Annotated in this window: 15 protein-coding genes; 3 read left to right on the top strand and 12 right to left on the bottom strand. The window is 61.7% G+C overall.

Annotated elements, in window-relative coordinates:
• Positions 1 to 15: 15 nt before the first annotated feature.
• Complete coding sequence (locus tag JQ641_RS16830; protein ID WP_211997155.1) at positions 16 to 1,164, bottom strand: amidohydrolase; 1,149 nt, start codon at positions 1,162 to 1,164, stop codon at positions 16 to 18.
• Between the two features lie 422 nt (positions 1,165 to 1,586).
• Here JQ641_RS16830 and JQ641_RS16825 point away from each other — a divergent pair, with 422 nt between their 5' ends.
• A complete protein-coding gene (locus tag JQ641_RS16825) occupies positions 1,587 to 1,919 on the top strand; it encodes a hypothetical protein (RefSeq protein ID WP_211997097.1) in 333 nt (110 codons plus the stop codon).
• A gap of 113 nt (positions 1,920 to 2,032) precedes the next feature.
• Here the strand turns inward: JQ641_RS16825 and JQ641_RS16820 are convergent, their stop codons facing one another.
• Positions 2,033 to 2,338 carry a hypothetical protein gene (locus tag JQ641_RS16820; protein WP_211997096.1) on the bottom strand — a complete coding sequence of 102 codons (306 nt, stop codon included), beginning with the start codon at positions 2,336 to 2,338 and terminating at the stop codon, positions 2,033 to 2,035.
• 1,060 nt (positions 2,339 to 3,398) lie between these two features.
• On the bottom strand, positions 3,399 to 4,868 hold the full coding sequence (hydA, locus tag JQ641_RS16815; RefSeq protein ID WP_211997095.1) for a dihydropyrimidinase: 1,470 nt from the start codon (positions 4,866 to 4,868) through the stop codon (positions 3,399 to 3,401).
• Between the two features lie 207 nt (positions 4,869 to 5,075).
• Between hydA and JQ641_RS16810 the strand changes: the two genes are divergently transcribed.
• Positions 5,076 to 5,738, top strand: a complete 663-nt coding sequence (locus JQ641_RS16810; RefSeq protein ID WP_211997094.1) for an aspartate/glutamate racemase family protein — start codon at positions 5,076 to 5,078, stop codon at positions 5,736 to 5,738.
• Positions 5,739 to 5,800: 62 nt separating this feature from the next.
• On the opposite strand, the gene JQ641_RS16805 is transcribed toward JQ641_RS16810, so the two are convergent.
• Together JQ641_RS16805 and JQ641_RS16800 are read right to left on the bottom strand one after the other, a co-directional pair.
• Positions 5,801 to 6,733, bottom strand: a complete 933-nt coding sequence (locus JQ641_RS16805) for an N-carbamoyl-D-amino-acid hydrolase (RefSeq protein ID WP_211997093.1) — start codon at positions 6,731 to 6,733, stop codon at positions 5,801 to 5,803.
• A gap of 199 nt (positions 6,734 to 6,932) precedes the next feature.
• Entirely contained in the window at positions 6,933 to 8,858 is a 1,926-nt protein-coding gene (locus tag JQ641_RS16800; RefSeq protein WP_211997092.1) for an FAD-binding monooxygenase, read from the bottom strand.
• A 129-nt stretch (positions 8,859 to 8,987) separates the two neighbouring features.
• On the opposite strand from JQ641_RS16800, the gene JQ641_RS16795 reads away from it, so the two are divergent.
• The gene (locus JQ641_RS16795) at positions 8,988 to 9,470 is read left to right on the top strand and encodes a MarR family winged helix-turn-helix transcriptional regulator (RefSeq protein WP_211997091.1); all 483 of its coding nucleotides are present in this window, start codon (positions 8,988 to 8,990) and stop codon (positions 9,468 to 9,470) included.
• Positions 9,471 to 9,667: 197 nt separating this feature from the next.
• Here the strand turns inward: JQ641_RS16795 and JQ641_RS16790 are convergent, their stop codons facing one another.
• The 7 genes from JQ641_RS16790 to JQ641_RS16760 form a co-directional block, all read right to left on the bottom strand.
• A complete protein-coding gene (locus JQ641_RS16790; RefSeq protein WP_249150485.1) occupies positions 9,668 to 10,834 on the bottom strand; it encodes a M20 family metallopeptidase in 1,167 nt (388 codons plus the stop codon).
• A 147-nt stretch (positions 10,835 to 10,981) separates the two neighbouring features.
• Complete coding sequence (locus tag JQ641_RS16785; RefSeq protein WP_211997090.1) at positions 10,982 to 12,514, bottom strand: GMC family oxidoreductase; 1,533 nt, start codon at positions 12,512 to 12,514, stop codon at positions 10,982 to 10,984.
• A 97-nt stretch (positions 12,515 to 12,611) separates the two neighbouring features.
• Positions 12,612 to 13,802, bottom strand: coding sequence for a multiple monosaccharide ABC transporter permease (gene mmsB / locus JQ641_RS16780; protein WP_211997089.1), 1,191 nt, complete (start codon positions 13,800 to 13,802; stop codon positions 12,612 to 12,614).
• Positions 13,799 to 15,388: a multiple monosaccharide ABC transporter ATP-binding protein gene (mmsA, locus tag JQ641_RS16775; protein ID WP_211997088.1), complete on the bottom strand. Its 1,590-nt coding sequence runs from the start codon at positions 15,386 to 15,388 to the stop codon at positions 13,799 to 13,801. Before mmsA ends, mmsB begins: the two co-directional genes overlap by 4 nt.
• A gap of 91 nt (positions 15,389 to 15,479) precedes the next feature.
• On the bottom strand, positions 15,480 to 16,544 hold the full coding sequence (gene chvE / locus JQ641_RS16770) for a multiple monosaccharide ABC transporter substrate-binding protein (RefSeq protein ID WP_211997087.1): 1,065 nt from the start codon (positions 16,542 to 16,544) through the stop codon (positions 15,480 to 15,482).
• Between the two features lie 183 nt (positions 16,545 to 16,727).
• Positions 16,728 to 17,615 (bottom strand): SMP-30/gluconolactonase/LRE family protein, encoded by an 888-nt coding sequence (locus JQ641_RS16765; protein WP_211997086.1) that lies wholly within the window; start codon positions 17,613 to 17,615, stop codon positions 16,728 to 16,730.
• 10 nt (positions 17,616 to 17,625) lie between these two features.
• Entirely contained in the window at positions 17,626 to 18,732 is a 1,107-nt protein-coding gene (locus tag JQ641_RS16760; RefSeq protein ID WP_349628574.1) for an aldose epimerase family protein, read from the bottom strand.
• Position 18,733: the final 1 nt, after the last annotated feature.

The raw sequence follows: 18,733 nt of genomic DNA, 5'->3' as shown, positions 1-18,733 counted from the left end.
AAACCGCGCGTCATCTCATCCCAACAAGTTACGCAACGCACGGATGAAGACCCGCGAGCCGATCTCAATCAGTTCGTCCGGAAAATCATAGTCCGGCTGATGCAGGCCGGGATGCCGCGTGCCCGCCCCCAGGAAAAACATCGCGGCCTTTGACCGGTGGTTGAAACGTCCAAAATCCTCCGACCCCCGCATCGGCAGCCCCTGCCCGGAATACGGCACGCCTTCTGCGTCCAGCGCGTTCCGGAGATGGACGACGGCCTCCGCGTCATTCATGCAATGATGGAACACATCGCGATAGACAATCTCCGCCTTCAGTTCTTCGCTTGCCGCCACGCTCCGGACCAGGCTTTCGGCCTGCGCGCGAAGGGCATCCATCTTCGAATCGGTCAGCGTCCTGAGTGTCGCCCAGACCTCGGCATGACCGGGCGAGATGCCGAACGCCGGTTCCCCCAACCTCGCATGGGTGACCGTCACCATTGAGAAATCTTCGTCGAGCGCCCCGCCCCGTCCGAGCGCATCGATCTCGCTCAACAGCCTCGCAATCGCGGCTTGTGGCGATACACCAAGCTCGGGGCTCGACGCGTGCGAGGTTCGCCCGGACAGTTTGATCTGCATGCCGCGAGAGGCACAGTTGACCAGCCCCTCGGCGATCGAAACCTGCCCAAGCGGAAGTCCCGGCAAATTGTGCAAAGAGAACACAAAATCGGGCTTGATCTGATCAAACTTCTCGTCGGCGAGGACAGCAGCGGCGCCAGATCCATCCTCTTCCGCCGGCTGGAACAGCAGTATCGCCCGCCCTCGTTGCGGGCGTTGACGACCCAGGCCGCGCGCCACCGCCGCCAAAATCGTCATATGACCGTCGTGACCGCAAAGATGCGCTTTTCCCGGTACCGCCGACCGATACGGCAGAGCCGAGATCTCCTGTATCGGCAATCCATCCAGCTCGGCGCGAAGCATGATCGTCGGGCCGGGCGCATCTCCCTGGTAGATCCCGAGCAGGCCATGCCCGCCAAGTCCCGTGACGACCTTGTCGGCGCCAGTTGCGTGGAGAAGCGCCTGCACGGCTTGCGCGGTCTTCTCTTCCTGCCCTGACAGTTCAGGCTTGCTGTGGAGCTCCTGCCGCCACGCAATCAGTTCCGTCAATTCCCGCTCAGCCAACAACATGCTCATGCTCATGCTCATCACGTTCAGCTCAATAAGCCCAGGTTCGGGCATTGATCATGACATCACATAGCACCAGGAACGAGTCGCAAGGACAGCAACCCGATCGTTGTCACGCACATCAAGACGATCGCATCTGACGATGCCGATCTTGAATCGATCAAAACTTGGCACCGAACCAGGCTTAGAACAGTTTGAAAGAACCATCGAAAACGATCCAGACGGCTCGCTCGCCGTTCTTAAAAAGCCAGTCATTGGAGCAACAAGCCGAACGTCCTGCCACCATTAGAAATGTTCCAAACCTCTCCTGCAACGCACACGCATGAATGCGCCGTGAGATTTGACGCAACCGCGCTTTTTTGCGAGCAGACTTAGAAGCGATCCAATTCAGCCTGCCCGTCATGTCAAAGGTGAGTCTGTCTCATATGGCCAAGACAAAGAGCACGACCGTCAAACCTGAATCAGTTTTGCCGGATCGGATCATTCAGTTGACGGAAAATGCGCCGCACGCACTGTTGGTGGTACGGCACACGGCCGATCGCGCTGCTTTCCTGCCGGAAATTCTATCGTTGCACACAAGGCAGGAGCTTTCGGAAATACCTGGGCTTGGGAAGGCGTCGATCGCAACGATCGAGGTGTGGCTGGCCGAGCATGGGCGCAGGTTGCGAATGCCCGGCGAAAGCCTCGATGCCGTCATTTGCCATTTTGGCGCCCGCCGCAAGCATACCGGCGAGCACAGGCTTGGGGCACGCCTTTGATCCGACCCCGTCGTGAACATGACAAAATTTCCGAAGCAGACGGTGGGATCAGCGTAGACGGCGGCGTTCAAAGCCAACCGCTATGCACAAGGTCGGCCGGGGTCGCGCATGACTCATGCACGTCCGGCGGCTTCCATGACGCGCAAGTCACTGGACGGGACAGTCTGTGTTTTCGCTGCCAGCGCCGCCTGCAACGCCTCGACATCTGCACGCAGATTCGGTTTCCAGCCGCAGGTGCATCCGCCGTCACAACGATGCTGATCGGCGACTTCCTTGTAGACGGCACCGAGAGCGGACGCAGCGAGACTCATTACCGTCATCGGCGACAGCTGGGTGGTGCGAAGGACATCGCAGAAGGCGATCATGATGGACCGATGCATCTCGACGCTGGCAGATTCGCTATCCGTGTCTGATTGCATGACTGCTCACATCCTCTTTCCTCGTTTGCGCCGTGGCGGGCCGCCGCGCAGGCCACAATGTGCTCAGAGAAACGCACTCTGCGCGACCAACGTCAGCGCCGGACAATCGATACGCCCTCATGTGATCGCCATCAAGCTATCGCCTGCGTTTCAAAATTTGAATGGCTCGAAACTCCGGACACAAACCCGTGCAGGAATAATTCGACCGCCATATCCGCGAATTCCTGTGGGACGTGAGTTTTGTCGTCCCGGCCTAGTGCGCAATTGCGCACGGGGGTCGGGACCCATACCGCGTGATCTCTCGATATAGGCTCGGTAGCAGAGACCTTCCGCAAAACTTCTTCCTGTGGCTATGGGTCCCCCCGATGCGCAATTGCGCATCTGTGGTCAAGCCCGGGACGACAGCGGTGATTGTAGATGCGCAATCATTCAAAACGTGACTTCGCATTCCCGCGGCGTATTGCGCCCGAGGTTTTGCAGGTAACTCCCGCCCTCTCGAAGACAGAGGGCGCAGGGAAGACCGGGTGCGCGCTGCACCCGCGGTCCCGTGTGCGGTTTGCACTAAGTAGGCTGCACACGAGCATACAGGGCAGCGGAGAACACCCGGCCTTCCCTGCGCAATGGCTTTACGGCTTATGCCGTGATCTCCCCGGAGACGAGTTCTTGGTTGACTCCGTCACCACCGGTTCAGCTTGCGCCTAGCCGACAGCTTGACGCCAGCAACGGGCGCCAGGACCACACGGTTTTGCCGTACGCTTATCCACGCCGTCGTCGAGGCGTAAACCAGCGTCCACCGCAACCCGTCCAACGTCCGTGACGACGGCCGACGCCCTTCTGAGTAGGACGGGATGGCCGAATGTATGCACCTGATTTCTATTCTGGTAAACAGAAATATTTTTCATTTCGGGGCTTGACACGATTTCCGACAATCAGAATTGATTTGCCCGTCGGGTTGATTTGCCGCACTCGGCCGCCATTGCGCATCGAAAAAGAAGACCTACGGAATGGAACGCCAAGCGGCGAGACCGAGGTCATGGCTGATCAGATGGTCGCGGACAGATCACAAGAGCCTCGCCCCGAAATTCTGTTCCGGGTCCATATCCGCGACCAGCCGCCCGGTCGGTTTCGCCGCCTCGCCGCCCGTGCGCGCCAGGAAACGCCCTGAGCCTGCTTCGACCGAACGTTTGCCGTCCGACACGATGACGCGCCCGCGCGACAGCACGGTGACCGGCCAGCCGCGCAGCTTGCGGCCGGCAAAGGGCGTATAGCCCGTCAGGTCGTGCATCATCGCGTCACTCAGCGTGACCTCCCGCGCCGGATCCCAGATCGCGATATCCGCATCGGCGCCAACCGCAATCGAGCCTTTCCGTGGATGCAGATTGTAGATCTTTGCAGGCGCCGTTGCGGTCAGTTCGACGAATTTCTCAAGTCCCAGGCGCCCCCTGGAAACCATGGCGTCGAACAGCAGCGGCAACCGGACTTCAAGGCCCGGCAAACCGTTCGCCACCTGCTTGAAATTGGGATTGGGGCCGGCCCGCAGTTTACCGGTTTCGTCGAACCGGTACGGCGCGTGGTCGGAGGACACGGTCTGGAGATCGCCGAGCGCCAGCGCCTGCCACAGCGCTTCCTGGTCGGCGGCGCGGCGCGGCGGCGGGCTGCACATCCATTTGGCGCCTTCCACGCCGGGCTTGTCGAGATCATCGGCGGTGAGAAAGAGATATTGCGGGCAGGTCTCCGCGAACACTTTCAGCCCCTGCCCGCGCGCATCGCGGATGACCTTGGCGCCTTCCGCCGTCGAGACGTGGAAGATCATGATCGGCTGGTCGATCAGCGCAGCCATGCCAATCAACCGCGTGAACGCCTCCGCTTCCGAAACGCGGGCATGGCTGATGGCGTGATATTTCGGATGGGTATAGCCGCGCGCGAGCAGCCGCTTCACCATCCAGGAAATGATTCCGTGGTTCTCGGCATGGGCGCAGAGCATCGCACCGCCGTCACGCGCCGCCAGCAGAATGTCGAGCAGCGGCTCGTCATCGATCTTCAGGCGGTCATAGGTCATGAAGATCTTGATCGAGCCGTGCCCCTGCTTGATCAATGCCGGCAGATCCGTCTCCAGCGTTTCCTTGGTCGGGTCGGCGATGATCATGTGAAAGGCGTAGTCGATCACCGCGCCCTTTCTAGCCAGCGCATGATAGTCCTCCAGCACCTGTGGCAGTTTCATGCCGACGTGCTGGGCCGCAAACGAGATCACGCTGGTAGTGCCGCCGAAGGCCGCCGAGACCGTCGCGCTCTCGAACGTATCGGCGTTCATGATACCCGCGGCTGAAAGCTGTTCGATATGGGCGTGGCTATCGACGCCGCCGGGCAGCACCAGCTTGCCGCGCGCGTCGATCTCGCGTCGCCCGGCCGGCAGCCCGCGGCCGACCGCGACGATCGTCTCGCCGGAGATGGCGACATCGGCTTCGAACACGTCGCTGACGGTCGCGACACGTCCGCCACGGATGAGGACATCATAGACGGGTTCGGTCATGGCAAACTCCCCAGCAATTAAGTCTCTGAAATCCTAAGCCTTGCGTTCACCTCATGAAAGCACAGATCGTGCCTTCACACTCCCTTGCGCTTTCGCAGCAGGCAGTAGACCATGCATCACTGGATGGCATGGTCATTGCTTCCATTGTCATCCCGTTGTGCGCCGATCTCGCAGTATCAACGGACGCGTCACCCGCAGGAAAATACCATGTCCCGGCCCCGCATTCTCGTCATCAATCCCAATTCCAACCAGCTCGTGACACAAGGGCTGGAGCAAGCCTTGAAGCCGCTCGGCTTTGAGGGTGGACCGGAGATCGTCTGCGAAACTCTGGCCGACGGCCCCTACGGGATCGAAAGCCAGGCCGACGTCGATGGCGTGGCGATGCCGCTGCGCCGTCTCGTCGAAGGGGACAACCATTCGGCCGCCTTTGTCATTGCCTGCTACAGCGATCCGGGCCTGCATGTCTGCCGCGAAGCGACGGACCGGCCCGTTTTCGGCATCGCCGAATGCGGCGTGCTGACGGCGCTCGCGCGCGCCGAAACCTTCGGCGTCATTGCGATCGCGCAGCGCTCGATTCGCCGCCACGTCCGTTATCTCAGGCAAATGGGATTGATGGATCGCCTGACGCGGGAGCGGCCGCTCAACATGAGCGTGGCGGAGACGGCGTCGGGCGAAGGAACGCTCGCCAAGATGATCGAGGTCGGGCGCGCGCTCAAGGACGAAGACGGATCCGGCGCCATCGTGATGGGCTGTGCCGGCATGGCGCGTCACCGAAGGCCGCTGGAACAGGCGCTCGGGATTCCCGTGATCGACCCGACGCAGGCGGCCGTGGCCATGGCATTGGGTACGGTGCAGTTCGCCCATCACTGACTTTCGCCCGACGGTTCACGCGCACCGCTGCGTGCAAGCCACTGCGCGGAGATGCCCGACATTTAGTTTTCCGGAGGCGGCACCGCGCCGGTGCGGCTGGTGATCAGGCCGTAATGCTCGATGCGGCGGTGGTTGGCGAAGTTGAAGATGGTTTTCTTGCCGAAATCGGTGGCGTCGAGGTCGCAAGGATACACCAGCAACTCGTCCTCTTCGGTTTTCGCCTCGACGACGATCTCTCCGTCCGGATTGACGATCAGGCTGCCGCCGATCAGGGGATGGCCATCCTCGACCCCGGCCTTGGCGACGCAGACGACCCAGCTCGAGTTCTGGTAGGCGCCGGCCTGCGCTGACAGCCGGTTGTGGAACAGCCGCTTTTCCGGCCCCTCCTCGCTCTTCTCGGCATTGACCGAAGGCGTGTTGTAGCCGATCAGCACCATCTCGACGCCCTGCAGACCCATCACGCGGTAGGTTTCCGGCCAGCGCCGGTCGTTGCAGACGGCCATGCCGAAGATTCCGCCGAGCGCACGCCAGACGTTGAAACCGAGATCGCCGGGCTCGAAGTAGCGCTTTTCCAGATGCTGGAACGCGCGTTTCGAATCGAACTCCGAATGACCGGGCAGATGAACCTTGCGGTACTTGCCGACAATTTTTCCGGACTTGTCGGTGAGGATGCTGGTGTTGAAATGATGCCCATCCGGCGTCAGTTCGGCGTAGCCAAAATTCATTGCGATCTTGTGGTGGGCCGCCCTTTCAAACAAGGACCTCGTCGCCGCATTCGGCATCTCGCGTTCGAACCAGGTGTCGACCTCGGCCTGGTCCTCCATGTACCAGCGTGGAAAGAACGTGGTGAGGGCGAGCTCCGGATAGACGATCAGATCGGCGCCCTTCGCCTTGGCTTCATCCATCAGCGCGATCATGCGCCTGACGACGGTTTCGCGGCTGTCGGCTTTCTGAATCGGACCCAGCTGGGCGGCGGCAACATTGATGACGCGCATGATACCTTTCTGGGCGCTTCCATTTAAGACGGCGCTTGCATGAAAATGAAGCAGCCAGTGAAGCCCGGAGTCTTATCCGGCTCAATCGAAGCCAGCAGTTAAAGTTTTGGTTCACCCGAAGTCAATTCCGGAGACAGTCCTCGTGATGCACGTCAGTTCTGCGTTTCTGCGCGCCGTCACGCATCGGCGCCGGCTGCGTTCAGTCCGGTTGGGTCATGAAGCCGTCGAAGAATGTCGTCAGCAGCCCATAGCCATCGAGCGGCAGAACGTGCGCCACGTACTGGTCCGGCCGCACAAGCACCATGCATCCCCGTTCGCGATCGATGCCACGCATCGTGAAGATATCGTGGCCACCTGTCAGGTCGGCGCAGAACATTTTTTCGTAGTCGCGAAGTCCATATCGTCCTTTCCCCGGCAGCAGGAAGGACGGCATCGCCTCGATGGCGAGCACATGATGATCCTGCTGGAAAACCGCGCGGACATCGATCACCGAGTCGATGTCCTCGCCATCAGGAGTGTATTTCCGCACCGGAGAGTCCTGCTCCTCGGCGAGGAAGTCGCACAGGGCCCGGATGCCGGAGCTGGACGCGGCGGGATCCTCCGCGCCGGCAAACGCAAAAATGCGCCAGCGGCCGTCGGCCTTGACCGCGTGGCCGAGGTGAACCGGCTTGGCGTCGGCCAGGCGGATGACCGGCGCGGAATGAAAGCGCATGCCGATCGTCAGCCCCTCGGCCAGATGTTGATGGGTTGGCTCGCCGGTCAGGATCGAGGGCCGGTAACGAGCCGCGGTTCCCGCGGTGTAACGGCCGTGCCTCACGAAATAGCTCTGCGTCTCGGCAGGATCGAACCCCTTGCTCGACGCGAGCAAGGCGGCCCATTCGCGGTCGAAGTCGATCAGTTCCTTGGCGATAGCCTGGCGTTCCGCCGAATAGCTGTGCAGGAGGCTGGGTGCGCAGCGTTGCCGCAACACCGAGGCCAGCTTCCATCCGAGATTGAAGCCGTCCTGCATCGACACGTTCATGCCCTGGCCCGCTTTCGGGCTGTGGGTGTGGCAGGCGTCGCCGGCGATGAACACGCGCGGCAGACGGTTTGCGACGTCTGCTTCCGGCACGTCATCGAACTTGTCGCACAGGCGCTGGCCGATCTCATAGACCGACCACCACGGAACCTCTTTCACGTCGAGCGAATATGGATTGAAAATGCGCCGCGCCGCCGCGATCAGGTCGTCGGACGTGATGTTGCGATCGGAAACCCGCTCCCCGGCATCGAGCTTGTCGAGTTCGATATACAGCCGGAAAAGATAGCCGCCTTCCCGCGGGATGATGATGATGCTGCCGTGGTTGGCGGACTGTATCAATGACTTGAAGCGGACATCCGGAAAGTCGGTGACGGCCAGCACGTCCATGACGCCCCAGGCATGGTTGGCGGAGTCGCCGTGCAGCGTGCGCCCGATGCTCGCGCGCACCGTGCTGCGGGCGCCGTCGCAGCCCACCACATAGCGCGCCCTGATGGTCTCGATCTGTCCTTTGTGCGCGGAATCGAGCCGTTCGAATCTCGCGCTCACCTGATGAGGACCGGCATCGTCGCCGGAGGTGACCGCAGGGTCGAGCTGAAGATCGAGCAGGCGCCGTGCATAATACGGCTCGAGCCGCGACGGCGATTTGCGCATGATTTCGAGATAGAAATCATGCACCCGCGCCTGGTTCAGGACCACGTGCGGAAACTCCGACAACCCGTCTTCGGTGTCCTGCACCCGTCCGCTGCGGACGATGTTGTCGGGCTGCGCAGGGTCGGGCTTCCAGAAGGTGGTCTCGTTGATCCAGCAGGCTTCCTTCAGCACACGCTCGCTGAAGCCATAGGCTTCGAACATTTCCATCGTGCGGCAGGCAACGCCATCCGCCTGTCCGCGGAGCAAAGGGCCCGGCTTCTGTTCGACGATGCAGGTCTTGATATCGGGAAAGGCGGACAGTTGAGCCGCCAGCGTCAGCCCGGCCGGACCGCAGCCGACGATGAGGATGTCGACCTCCGCCGGAATGGCGCCGGCAGATCCTGACGCAACAACCCGTTGTGCCGGATCTTGAATCTCGGGGTCGCCCGGTTCGAATCCGTTCAGATGAAATTGCACAAAACCCTCCCCGCGCCTGACGCGACTTCCGGGCCGTTAGCTTGCTGGGGCTCCAAAAAGCCGTTGCTGAATTTAATCAGTATGCTTATTATCAGTATACTTGTCAAGCGAGCGACCTGGAGGGTTTGGGTGACCGAGAACGACGACAAGCCGGGGCACCTGGCGCGCCGGTTCCAGCAGATTGCGGTGGCGGTCTTCCATGCCGCGGTCGAGGAAGCCGGCTATGACCTCACCCCTGTTCAATACGCGGCGCTCACCACCATCGGGACGCAGCCCGGAATCGATCAGGCGACGCTTGCCGGGTTGATCGCGTATGACCGGACGACCATCACCGGCGTTGTTGATCGGCTGGTGCAGAAAGGCTTGCTGGTTCGGCAGGCCAGCCGCACCGACAGACGCGCCCACGCGTTGCAGATCACCGATGAAGGACATCGGACCCTCGACGGGATAGAGCCGGCCGTCGAAGCGGCGCAGCGGATCATATTGGCCGGCCTGTCCAATGCCGAGGCCGCGACACTCATGCGACTCTTGCGCAAGGCCATCGCCGCCGGCAACGAACTCAGCCGCGCGCCACAGCAAACGGCTTCGACAGGTGCCGCCAGAAAGAAATAGCTTTCGTTCGTCAGGCAGCGACGACAGGAAGCCCACAGTCTTCCGGCTCGGCGCGCGTGCTTTTTAGCCTACTGCGCAATCTGCAATCGCGCGCAAATCTTTCACGCCCTCACGGTCGGAGTGAGCGCCCGCGAAGTCGATGAAGCTCAGCTCCGCAATGCCGCTCACGGTGCCATTGCGGTCGCGGATCAGGCAGATTAATCGACGCCAGTCCTGAGGATCGCCAGCGCAAGCGCCTGGGCGCGGGGGACAATGCTATCGAGCTCGAGATATTCCTGCGCGGTGTGGGCATTGCCGCCGACCGGGCCGACACCGCAAATCGTCGGAGTGCCGACGCTCGCGGTGAAGCCGGAATCGGCGCAACCGCCGGCGAATTCTCCTGCGAGGTTGGGCAGGCCTGCATCCTTCGCCGCCGCGCGGTAGCCATCAAACAGGATTTTCGACGTCTCACTCTGCACCACCGGCAGGAATTCGCCGTTGATGTGCAGCTTCGCCGTCGTGCCCGGTACCGTCGGCGTGGCGATAATGGCCTCGATCGCCGCCAGCGTGGTGGCACGATCGGCGGGATCGATGTAGCGCATGTCGATCTGGCCCTCGGCATGCGGCGCAGTGGTGTTGACCGACTGGCCGCCGGCGACCAACCCGACATTGAGGGTGATGCCTTTTGCAAGGTCGGTCAAAGCATGGATCTGCACGATCTTGTGCGCGAGTTCGCCAATCGCGCTGATTCCTTCCGCAAAATTGCCGCCGGAATGCGCGGCCTTGCCTGATATCTCGAAGCGCATGAACACGCCGCCCTTGCGGCTGGTGACGACGTTGCCGGTCGGTCGGCCGGGCTCGGAATTGTACACCGCACGCGCCGCACGGCCTTCACGCTCGATCACCGGCCGCGACGACGGGGAAGCGATCTCCTCGTCGGCGGTGAGCAGCAGCTTGATCGGACACGGCGCGCCGCCGAATTTGTGGAATGCCGTGGCGACAAAGGCGTTGATCACCAGCCCGGCCTTCATGTCGGCGACCCCCGGTCCATACGCCCGGTCACCCTCGATGGTGAACGGCCGGCGCGCCACCTCGCCCTTGGGAAACACCGTGTCGCGATGCCCCATCAGCAAAATCGGCTTCTCGTTGCTCCCCGGCTTCGTCACCAGCGCATGGACGGCATCGCCGAACACGTCATGAGGTTCGCGCCACGCCTCGATACCGTGCACCGCAAAATGCTGCTCGAATCGTGCGCCCACTGCATCGACGCCCGCCTTGTCGTAGGAACCGGAATCGATGTTCACGGCGTCGCGCAGCAGATCGATCATCGATTGCTTCTGCGACGCGATCCATTCGGTGATCTGCGCTTCGGTGCTGGTGGGCATGGCATTTCCTTCGTGGCAATCTATCGAGCCGGGCCTGCCTCCTTTTGGGGGACGGAGCGGCTCTCGGTTCTTACAATGCCCATTCCTATAGCGCCAATTCTTAAAGCACCATGGCGGCGGCGTTCGACACGCCCGTCTTCCGCATCATCAGCGGGCAATCGCCTCGCCAATCACCACCGTGGTGAAATGGGTGTTGGCGCGGCAATCGGACGGCATGATCGAGGCGTCCGCCACACGCAGCGCGGCGATGCCCTTCACGGTGCCATCCGGATTCACCACGCCGTTGGCGTCGTTGAAATCAGCCATGCGGCAGGAACCGGCGGCGTGCTGGATATCGCCGGTGTCGCGGCGGAGCAGCGCTTCGAGTTCCCCGTTCGGCAGCGCCGCGGCCTGCGGCAGCGTCAGGTCGGTGTCGATCAAGCGAATCCATTCGGCGATGTCAGCCAGCGCCGGCCTTGTGGTGAGCACGGCCAGCCGCTTCACCGCATCGACCATGCGCAGCAGGTCGCGGTCATCGGCGAGCATGTTTTCCTCGACGATCGGGTCGATCGAAGCATCAGTCGAAGCCAGCTTCAGAGTGCCGCGCGAATAGGCGTTGAACAGCCCCGCACCGATGGCGCCGGGGTTGCCGATGCCGCGATGGTTGAAAGCAATCAGGATCATGTCGCGCTTGCCGCCATCCGCAAGCCCGGACGAATACGTCACGCAGCAATTGGTATGACGCGTATCCGGATCTGTCGGCTGAAATTCGTCGCGCAGCTTGATGGTCGCGCGAAACAGCGGATGGTCGAAGAAATGCTTGCCTACCGGCAGGTCGCGCTCGACCGCGATGCCCATCGCCTTCAGCTCATCGGCGGGACCGATGCCCGAACGCAGCAGGATCGCCGGGCTGTGGATGGCGCCGGCGCACAGTACGATTTCGCGTGCGTTGATCTCCGAACTGCCCTGCCCTTCGATATGAACCCGTACACCGGTGGCCTGGCCGTCCTTGATCAAGAGGCGATCGACCAGCGCGTGCCCGCGGATTTCCAGATTGGCGCGGCCGCGCGCCGGCTCCAGATAGGCTTCATTGGTGGTGATGCGGCGGCTGTCGCGGCTGTTGATCGGATAGCAGGCGACGCCCTCTCCGTCAGGTCCGTTGAGATCGGCGCACCACGGATATCCCGATGCCAGCGCGGCGTCGCGGAGCCCACGATCGATCGGGCCCCACATCTGCGGCGGCGCGCGGTAGACGGGCAACGGCCCGCCGCGACCATGGCCCGCGCGGTCGCCGAACTCGAAATCATCCTCGATGACCGAGAACAGCGGCATGACCTCTTTTGCGGACCAGCCCGTGCAACCGGCGGCCGCCCATTCGTCGAACGCGTCAGCCACACCGCGGATGGCGATCTGGCCGTTCATCATCGAACTGCCGCCGAGACCCTTGCCGCGCCAATAGAAGCGCGCCTCCTGCCCCGCCACCCGGCGCGTCAGCAAGTTAGGCCACTGCCATTTCTCCTGATATTCGCGCTGGTGAATGATCGGAATCGGATTCGGCGTCCGGACTTCCCAGGGCGCCTCATCGGCGCGCCAGTCGAGGCCAGCCTCCAGCAGCAGCACGCGCCTCGCCGTATCCTCGGAGAGCCGGGCCGCAACGGCGGCACCGGCAGAACCGCCGCCGACTACAATGACGTCATACATGGCGTTACTTCTCGATGTTCCCCAAGACCGGAATGGCGGACGGTATCAAACCGCAGATTGGCGCGATAGGCGCCCGGCTGGGCGAACTGTCCCCACCTCAGCGTCGCTGGTTGTAGACGTCAAGACATACCGCGCCCAGCAACACGAGGCCCTTGATCACCTGCTGGTAGTCGATCCCGATGCCGAGAATCGACATGCCATTGTTCATCACTCCCATGATCAGCGCGCCGATCACGGCGCCGGCGACCCGCCCGACACCGCCATAGGCCGAGGCCCCACCGATGAAGCAGGCGGCGATCACGTCGAGCTCGAAGCCGACCCCGGCCTTTGGTGTGGCGGTGTTGAGCCTTGCCGCGAACACCAGGCCGGCGAGCGCGGCCAGCACACCCATGTTGACGAAGGTGAGGAAGGTCAGCCGTTCAGTCTTGATGCCGGAAAGCTTGGCCGCCTTTTCGTTGCCGCCGACGGCATAGATCTGCCGGCCAATGGTGGTTCGCGCGGTGACGAAACCATAGAGTGCGATCAGCGCGATCATGATCACCAGTACGTTGGGGAGACCCCGATGCGAAGCGATCAGATAGGTGAAATACATCACCACGCCGAACAGGACTGCGTTCTTGAGCACAAAGAACGCGGTCGGCTCGACCTCGACGCCATGGCTTGCGCGCCGGGCGCGCGTCGTGACGCTGACATACACCAGGCAAAGCGCCAGCACGGCGCCGATCAATAGCGACGTCGGGTTAAGCGAGCCGGCGCCGGGAAACAATTCAGGAATGAAACCGGAGGAAAGTTTCTGGAACGTCGGTGAGAACGGGCCGACCGATTGACCTTGCAACACCGCCAGCGCCAGCCCCTTGAACACCAGCATGCCGGCCAGCGTGACGATAAAGGACGGAATCTTGAAATAGGCGACCCAATAGCCCTGCGCCGCGCCGATCAGTCCACCGAGCGCGAGGCAGATGATCGCGGCTGGAATGAAATGCATGCCGTAACGTACCATCAGCACCGCGGCGATCGCGCCGATGAAACCCGCGACCGATCCGACCGACAGATCGATGTGGCCGGTGACGATGACCAAGAGCATGCCGAGCGCCATGATCACGATATAGCTGTTCTGCAGCACCAGATTGGTGAGGTTGAGCGGACGCAGCAGCGTGCCGTCGGTAACGATCTCGAAGAACAGCATGATCGCGAACAGCGACAACAACATGCCGTATTCGCGCAGATTGGCCTTGAGAAAGCCCGCATGCTTGCGCGCCTCGGGAAGCATCACGGTGTTATCGCTCATGGATGCGCCTCTCCCAACAACTTCTCTTCCAGCTTTCGTTCCAGGTCTCTGTCGACCAGTTGTTCGCCCTTGCGCACGATGACCCGCATGATTTTTTCCTGCGTCGCCTCGGCGCGATCGAACTCGCCGACAAAGGCTCCTCCGTTCATGACGCAGATGCGGTCACAGATCCCGAGCAATTCCGGCATTTCCGACGAGATCACGATGACCGCCTTGCCGGCATCGGCCAGCTCATTGATGATGCAATAGATCTCATATTTGGCGCCGATGTCGATACCGCGGGTCGGCTCGTCCAGGATCAGGATTTCCGGATCGGTGAACAGCCATTTCGACAGCACCACCTTTTGTTGGTTGCCGCCGGACAGGTTGCCGGACGTCTGATAGACATCAGAACAGCGGATGCGCATCCGGTTGCGATAATCGCTCGCCACCTGCAACTCCTTGATGTCGTCGATGATGCGGCCGGCTGCGACACTATCGAGATTGGCAAGCGTGATGTTCTTGCGCACGTCTTCGGCGAGCAGCAGGCCGAGCTGCTTGCGGTCCTCGGTGACGTAGGCCAGACCGGCGTCGATAGCGCGGCTCACGGTCGAGAGGTCGATTTCGCGACCATGCAGCAGAGCGCGGCCCGTGATGTTGCGGCCCCAGGAGCGGCCGAACAGGCTCATGGCGAATTCGGTGCGCCCTGCGCCCATCAAGCCGGCGATGCCGACGATCTCGCCACGCCGAACCTGGAAGTCCACATTCTTGATGACTTGCCGATCGGCATGCTGGGGATGATAGACCGACCAGTTCTCGACCTTGAACACCACCTCGCCTATCGCAGGCTCCCGCTTGGGGAAACGATGCTCCAGATCCCGGTCCACCATCTTGCGGATGATGCGATCTTCCTCGACCGCGCCCAGTTCACAATCCAGCGTATCGACAGTCCGGCCATCCCGCAGCACCGTAATGCGGTCCGCGACGCGGGCTACCTCGTTGAGCTTGTGCGAGATCAGGACCGCGGACATGCCGTGGGAGCGGAACTCGAGCAGAAGGTCCAGCAGCGCCGCGCTGTCGCTTTCGTTGAGGCTCGCGGTCGGCTCGTCGAGAATCAGAAGGCGCACTTCCTTGGACAGCGCCTTGGCGATCTCCACCAGCTGCTGCTTGCCGACGCCGATATCGGTGACCAGCGTGTCCGGCGCCTCATTGAGCCCCACCTTCGCCAGCAGCTGCTGCGACCGCCGGTAGACTGCGTCGCGATCGATCATACCGAAGCGCGACGGCGGATTGGCAATGAAGATATTCTCCGCGATCGAGAGCAGCGGGATCAGCGCAAGCTCCTGATGAATGATGATGATGCCGAGCGCCTCGGAATCATTGATGTCGCGGAAGTGGCGCTCCTGGCCGTCATAGATGATGCTGCCGTCATAGCTGCCATCGGGATAGACGCCGCTCAGCACCTTCATCAAGGTCGATTTGCCGGCGCCGTTCTCGCCCACCAGCGCGTGGATCTCGCCTTGCCTCACGGTAAAATTGACGTCGTCGAGCGCTTTGACGCCGGCGAAGGCTTTGCCGATACCGCGCATTTCAAGCAATGTGGCCATTCAAATTCCCTGGAACAGGCAGTAAGACAGGGATGGCCGGGGCACGCGCTTCGCACTTTTGCCACGGCCATCCGCTTTGTCACAACTCGTCTTAGTTGATTTGCGCCTTCTTGTAATAACCGCCGTCGATCAGGATTTTCTCCCAATTGGTCTTGTCGACGACGACAGGCTTGAGCAAATAGGACGGCACGACCTTGACACCATTCTTGTAGGTGGTGGTGTCGTTGACCGTGACGGTCTTGCCGCTCAACGCCGCGTCCACCATGTCGGCGGTGACCTTGGCAAGGTCGCGGGTATCCTTGAAGATCGTGGAGTATTGCTCGCCGCGCAGCATCGATTTGATCGAAGGCACTTCGGCGTCCTGACCGCTCACGATCGGCATCGGCATATTGCCGCTACCGTAGCCGACGCCCTTGAGCGACGACAGGATGCCGATCGAAAGGCCGTCATAGGGCGAAAGCACCGCATCGACCCGCTTGGTGGTGTAGAACGCGCTGAGCAGATTATCCATCCTCGCCTGCGCCGTGGCGCCGTCCCAGCGCAGCGTCGAGACCTTGTCCATTCCCATCTGCTTGCTCACGACCACGAGCTTGCCGCTGTCGATATAGGGCTGCAGCACCGACATCGCACCGTTGTAGAAGAAATAGGCGTTGTTGTCGTCGGGTGAGCCGCCGAACAGCTCGATGTTGAACGGGCCTTTGCCTTCCTTCAGCTTCAGCCCTCCCTCGATCGACTGCGCTTGCTGCACGCCGACCTGGAAATTGTCGAAGGTCGCATAGTAGTCGACGTTGGGGGTGTCGCGGATCAACCGGTCGTAGGCGATCACGGTGATGCCCTTGTCCTTGGCCTGCTTGAGCACATCCGACAGGGTGGTGCCGTCGATCGAAGCGATCACCAGGACCTTGGCGCCCTTGGTCACCATGTTCTCGATCTGAGAGAGCTGGTTCGGAATATCGTCTTCGGCGTATTGCAGGTCGGTATTGTAACCGCGCTCCTTCAGCACCTTGACGATATTGTTGCCGTCATCGATCCAGCGCGCCGAAGCCTTGGTGGGCATGGCGATGCCGACAGTGGGCTTGGTTTGCGCGAGCGCGGGCTCCGCAAGGGCGACCGCGCCGAGCAGGATGGCCGATAGGGCAGATTTGAGTAGTTTCATGTTTCACTCCCAGGTGTTGAGCGTTAATCGCCGCGTTATCAGCGGTTTGCTTTTGGCGCCGGTAACGTATCGGCGCATCATTGGGGAACGTCGGGTCGGCGGAGACGTGAACGGATGATCGGTCACACCTTGTGGTTCCGCAAGTACATGCAGCGCTCATGCGCCGTATCGTAAAGCGACCCATCATGTCGAACCGAGCCTGATGCGAGGTTCCGGCCGCCCCCGTGCGCCGACGTCGAGAACGAAGGTTTGGCCGTGGTGCGGGTCGGCAGCCCTGGCATGCTCGTCCATGCCTTCCCAGGCCGTGGTGACCAGCAGCGAAGCGAAATTCCGGCCGACAAAGACCGGGCAGCTCGGCTGCTTCGCCGGAATCCCGATGGTGCGAACCCGATCGCCTCCTGGGGTGTAGACGTCGATGCAGGATCCGCCCCAGCGCGCATTCCAGATCAACCCTTCAGCATCGACCACGGCGCCATCCAGGCCGCCTGGCCCGCCCCTGTTATCATAGAGTGTCTCGGGGTCTCCGATCGGCACCGCATTCGTCGGATCGATGGCGACGCGGTAAAGGACCCCCTCGCTGCTGTCGGTGAAATAGGCCGTGGCGCCGTCGGGCGAAAAGCAGATTGCGTTCGGGATGCTAATGTCGGCATAGATCCGAAGCAGTTCGCCGCGGAAGAAGCGATAGATCGCGCCGGCTCCCTTTTCTGCGTTGCGGCCCATGGTCCCGATCCAGAGCGAGCCGCAGGGATGAACGCGTCCGTCGTTGGAGCGGGTTGCCGCATTGTCCGCTTCGAGCGGCATATGAAGCGTGAGGCGGCCATCCGCGATGTCGCGAACATAGAGCCCATTCTCGGTCGCAAGCAATTGGCGCTGGTCGTCGATGAACACCAGGACGCTGGCCATCAGTGGAAGCGCGTGCGAAGTCACCGCGCCAGATGCAAGGTCGGCCTGAAACAATTTGCGCTCGATGATATCGAACCACCATGCGGTGTCGGTCGCCGCATCATAGGTGCAGCCCTCGCCGAGATGGCAATGCCAATCGCTCAGGATGCTGGTGCCGACTTCTTCCACGCGAGCTCCTTTATTCCCCTGCAACCTTGCTCACCGAAAATCGATACAGCGACGTGTGACGATAGGTCTGCCCGGGATCGAGCCGCGCCGATGGAAAATCGGGACGGTTTGGCGTGTCAGGATAGACCTGTGGTTCCAAACAGAGCGCGTCATATTGTCGGTGAACGCGGCCATACTTGCCGGTCACGGACCCGTCGAGAAAATTGCCGGAATAGAACTGGACGCCGGGCTGGTTGGTCCAGAGTTCGAGAACCCGGCCCGAGCTCGGGTCTTCCACGCGGGCGGCAAAGCGCGGCTCGGTGGTCGCGCCGCCGGGCAGACAGAAATTGTGGTCGTAGCCTTGCCGGATCTGAACCTGTTCGGTCGCATCGCGCAGGCGGGCGCCGACAGGACAGGATTTTCGAAAATCAAACGGCGTTGCATCGACCTTGCCGGGCGCGCCCAACGGAATGCCGGCGGCACTAATCGGCAGATATTTGTCCGCCGCGATGGTCAGATGATGATCGAGCACGTCGCCACCGGACTCGACGCCGGCGAGGTTGAAGAAGCTGTGGTTGGTCAGATTGACGATGGTCGGCTTGTCGGTCACCCCTGAGAATTCGAGCGAAAGCTCGCTGCCACCGGAAATGCGATAGGTAATCTCGGTCTTCAGCGTGCCGGGATAACCCTCCTCGCCATCAGGACTGACATAGGACAGCGTGACGAACGGCGACGGGTCTTCACCCATCGCCGTGATGGTCCATGGTTTGCGATCGAAGCCTGATAGCCCGCCATGAAGCGCATTGGCTCCGTCATTGGTGGGCAGCTGAAAGCGCTCGGCATCCAGTTCGAACGTGCCGCCCGCGATCCGGTTGGCATAGCGCCCGACCGTGGCGCCAAGGAAACGCCGAACCGCGAGATAGCCTGCAAGGTCATCGCGGCCGAGGACGACATCGGCAAGGCGCCCGGCCCGGTCAGGCACGAAGATCGACTGCAGCGCCGCGCCATAGGTGATGAGACGCACCTCAAAGCCATCGTCGCCGCGCAGCCGCACCATTTCGATCGCGGTGCCGTCCGGAAGATGCCCGAATATCTCGCAAGCAATCTTCGCCGTCTGTGATTGGCCTGATTGCGTCACG

Origin of the sequence: Bradyrhizobium sp. JYMT SZCCT0180 (assembly GCF_018130165.1) — a bacterium.
Taxonomy (GTDB): domain Bacteria; phylum Pseudomonadota; class Alphaproteobacteria; order Rhizobiales; family Xanthobacteraceae; genus Bradyrhizobium.
This window is presented reverse-complemented; position numbering and strand designations above follow the sequence as displayed.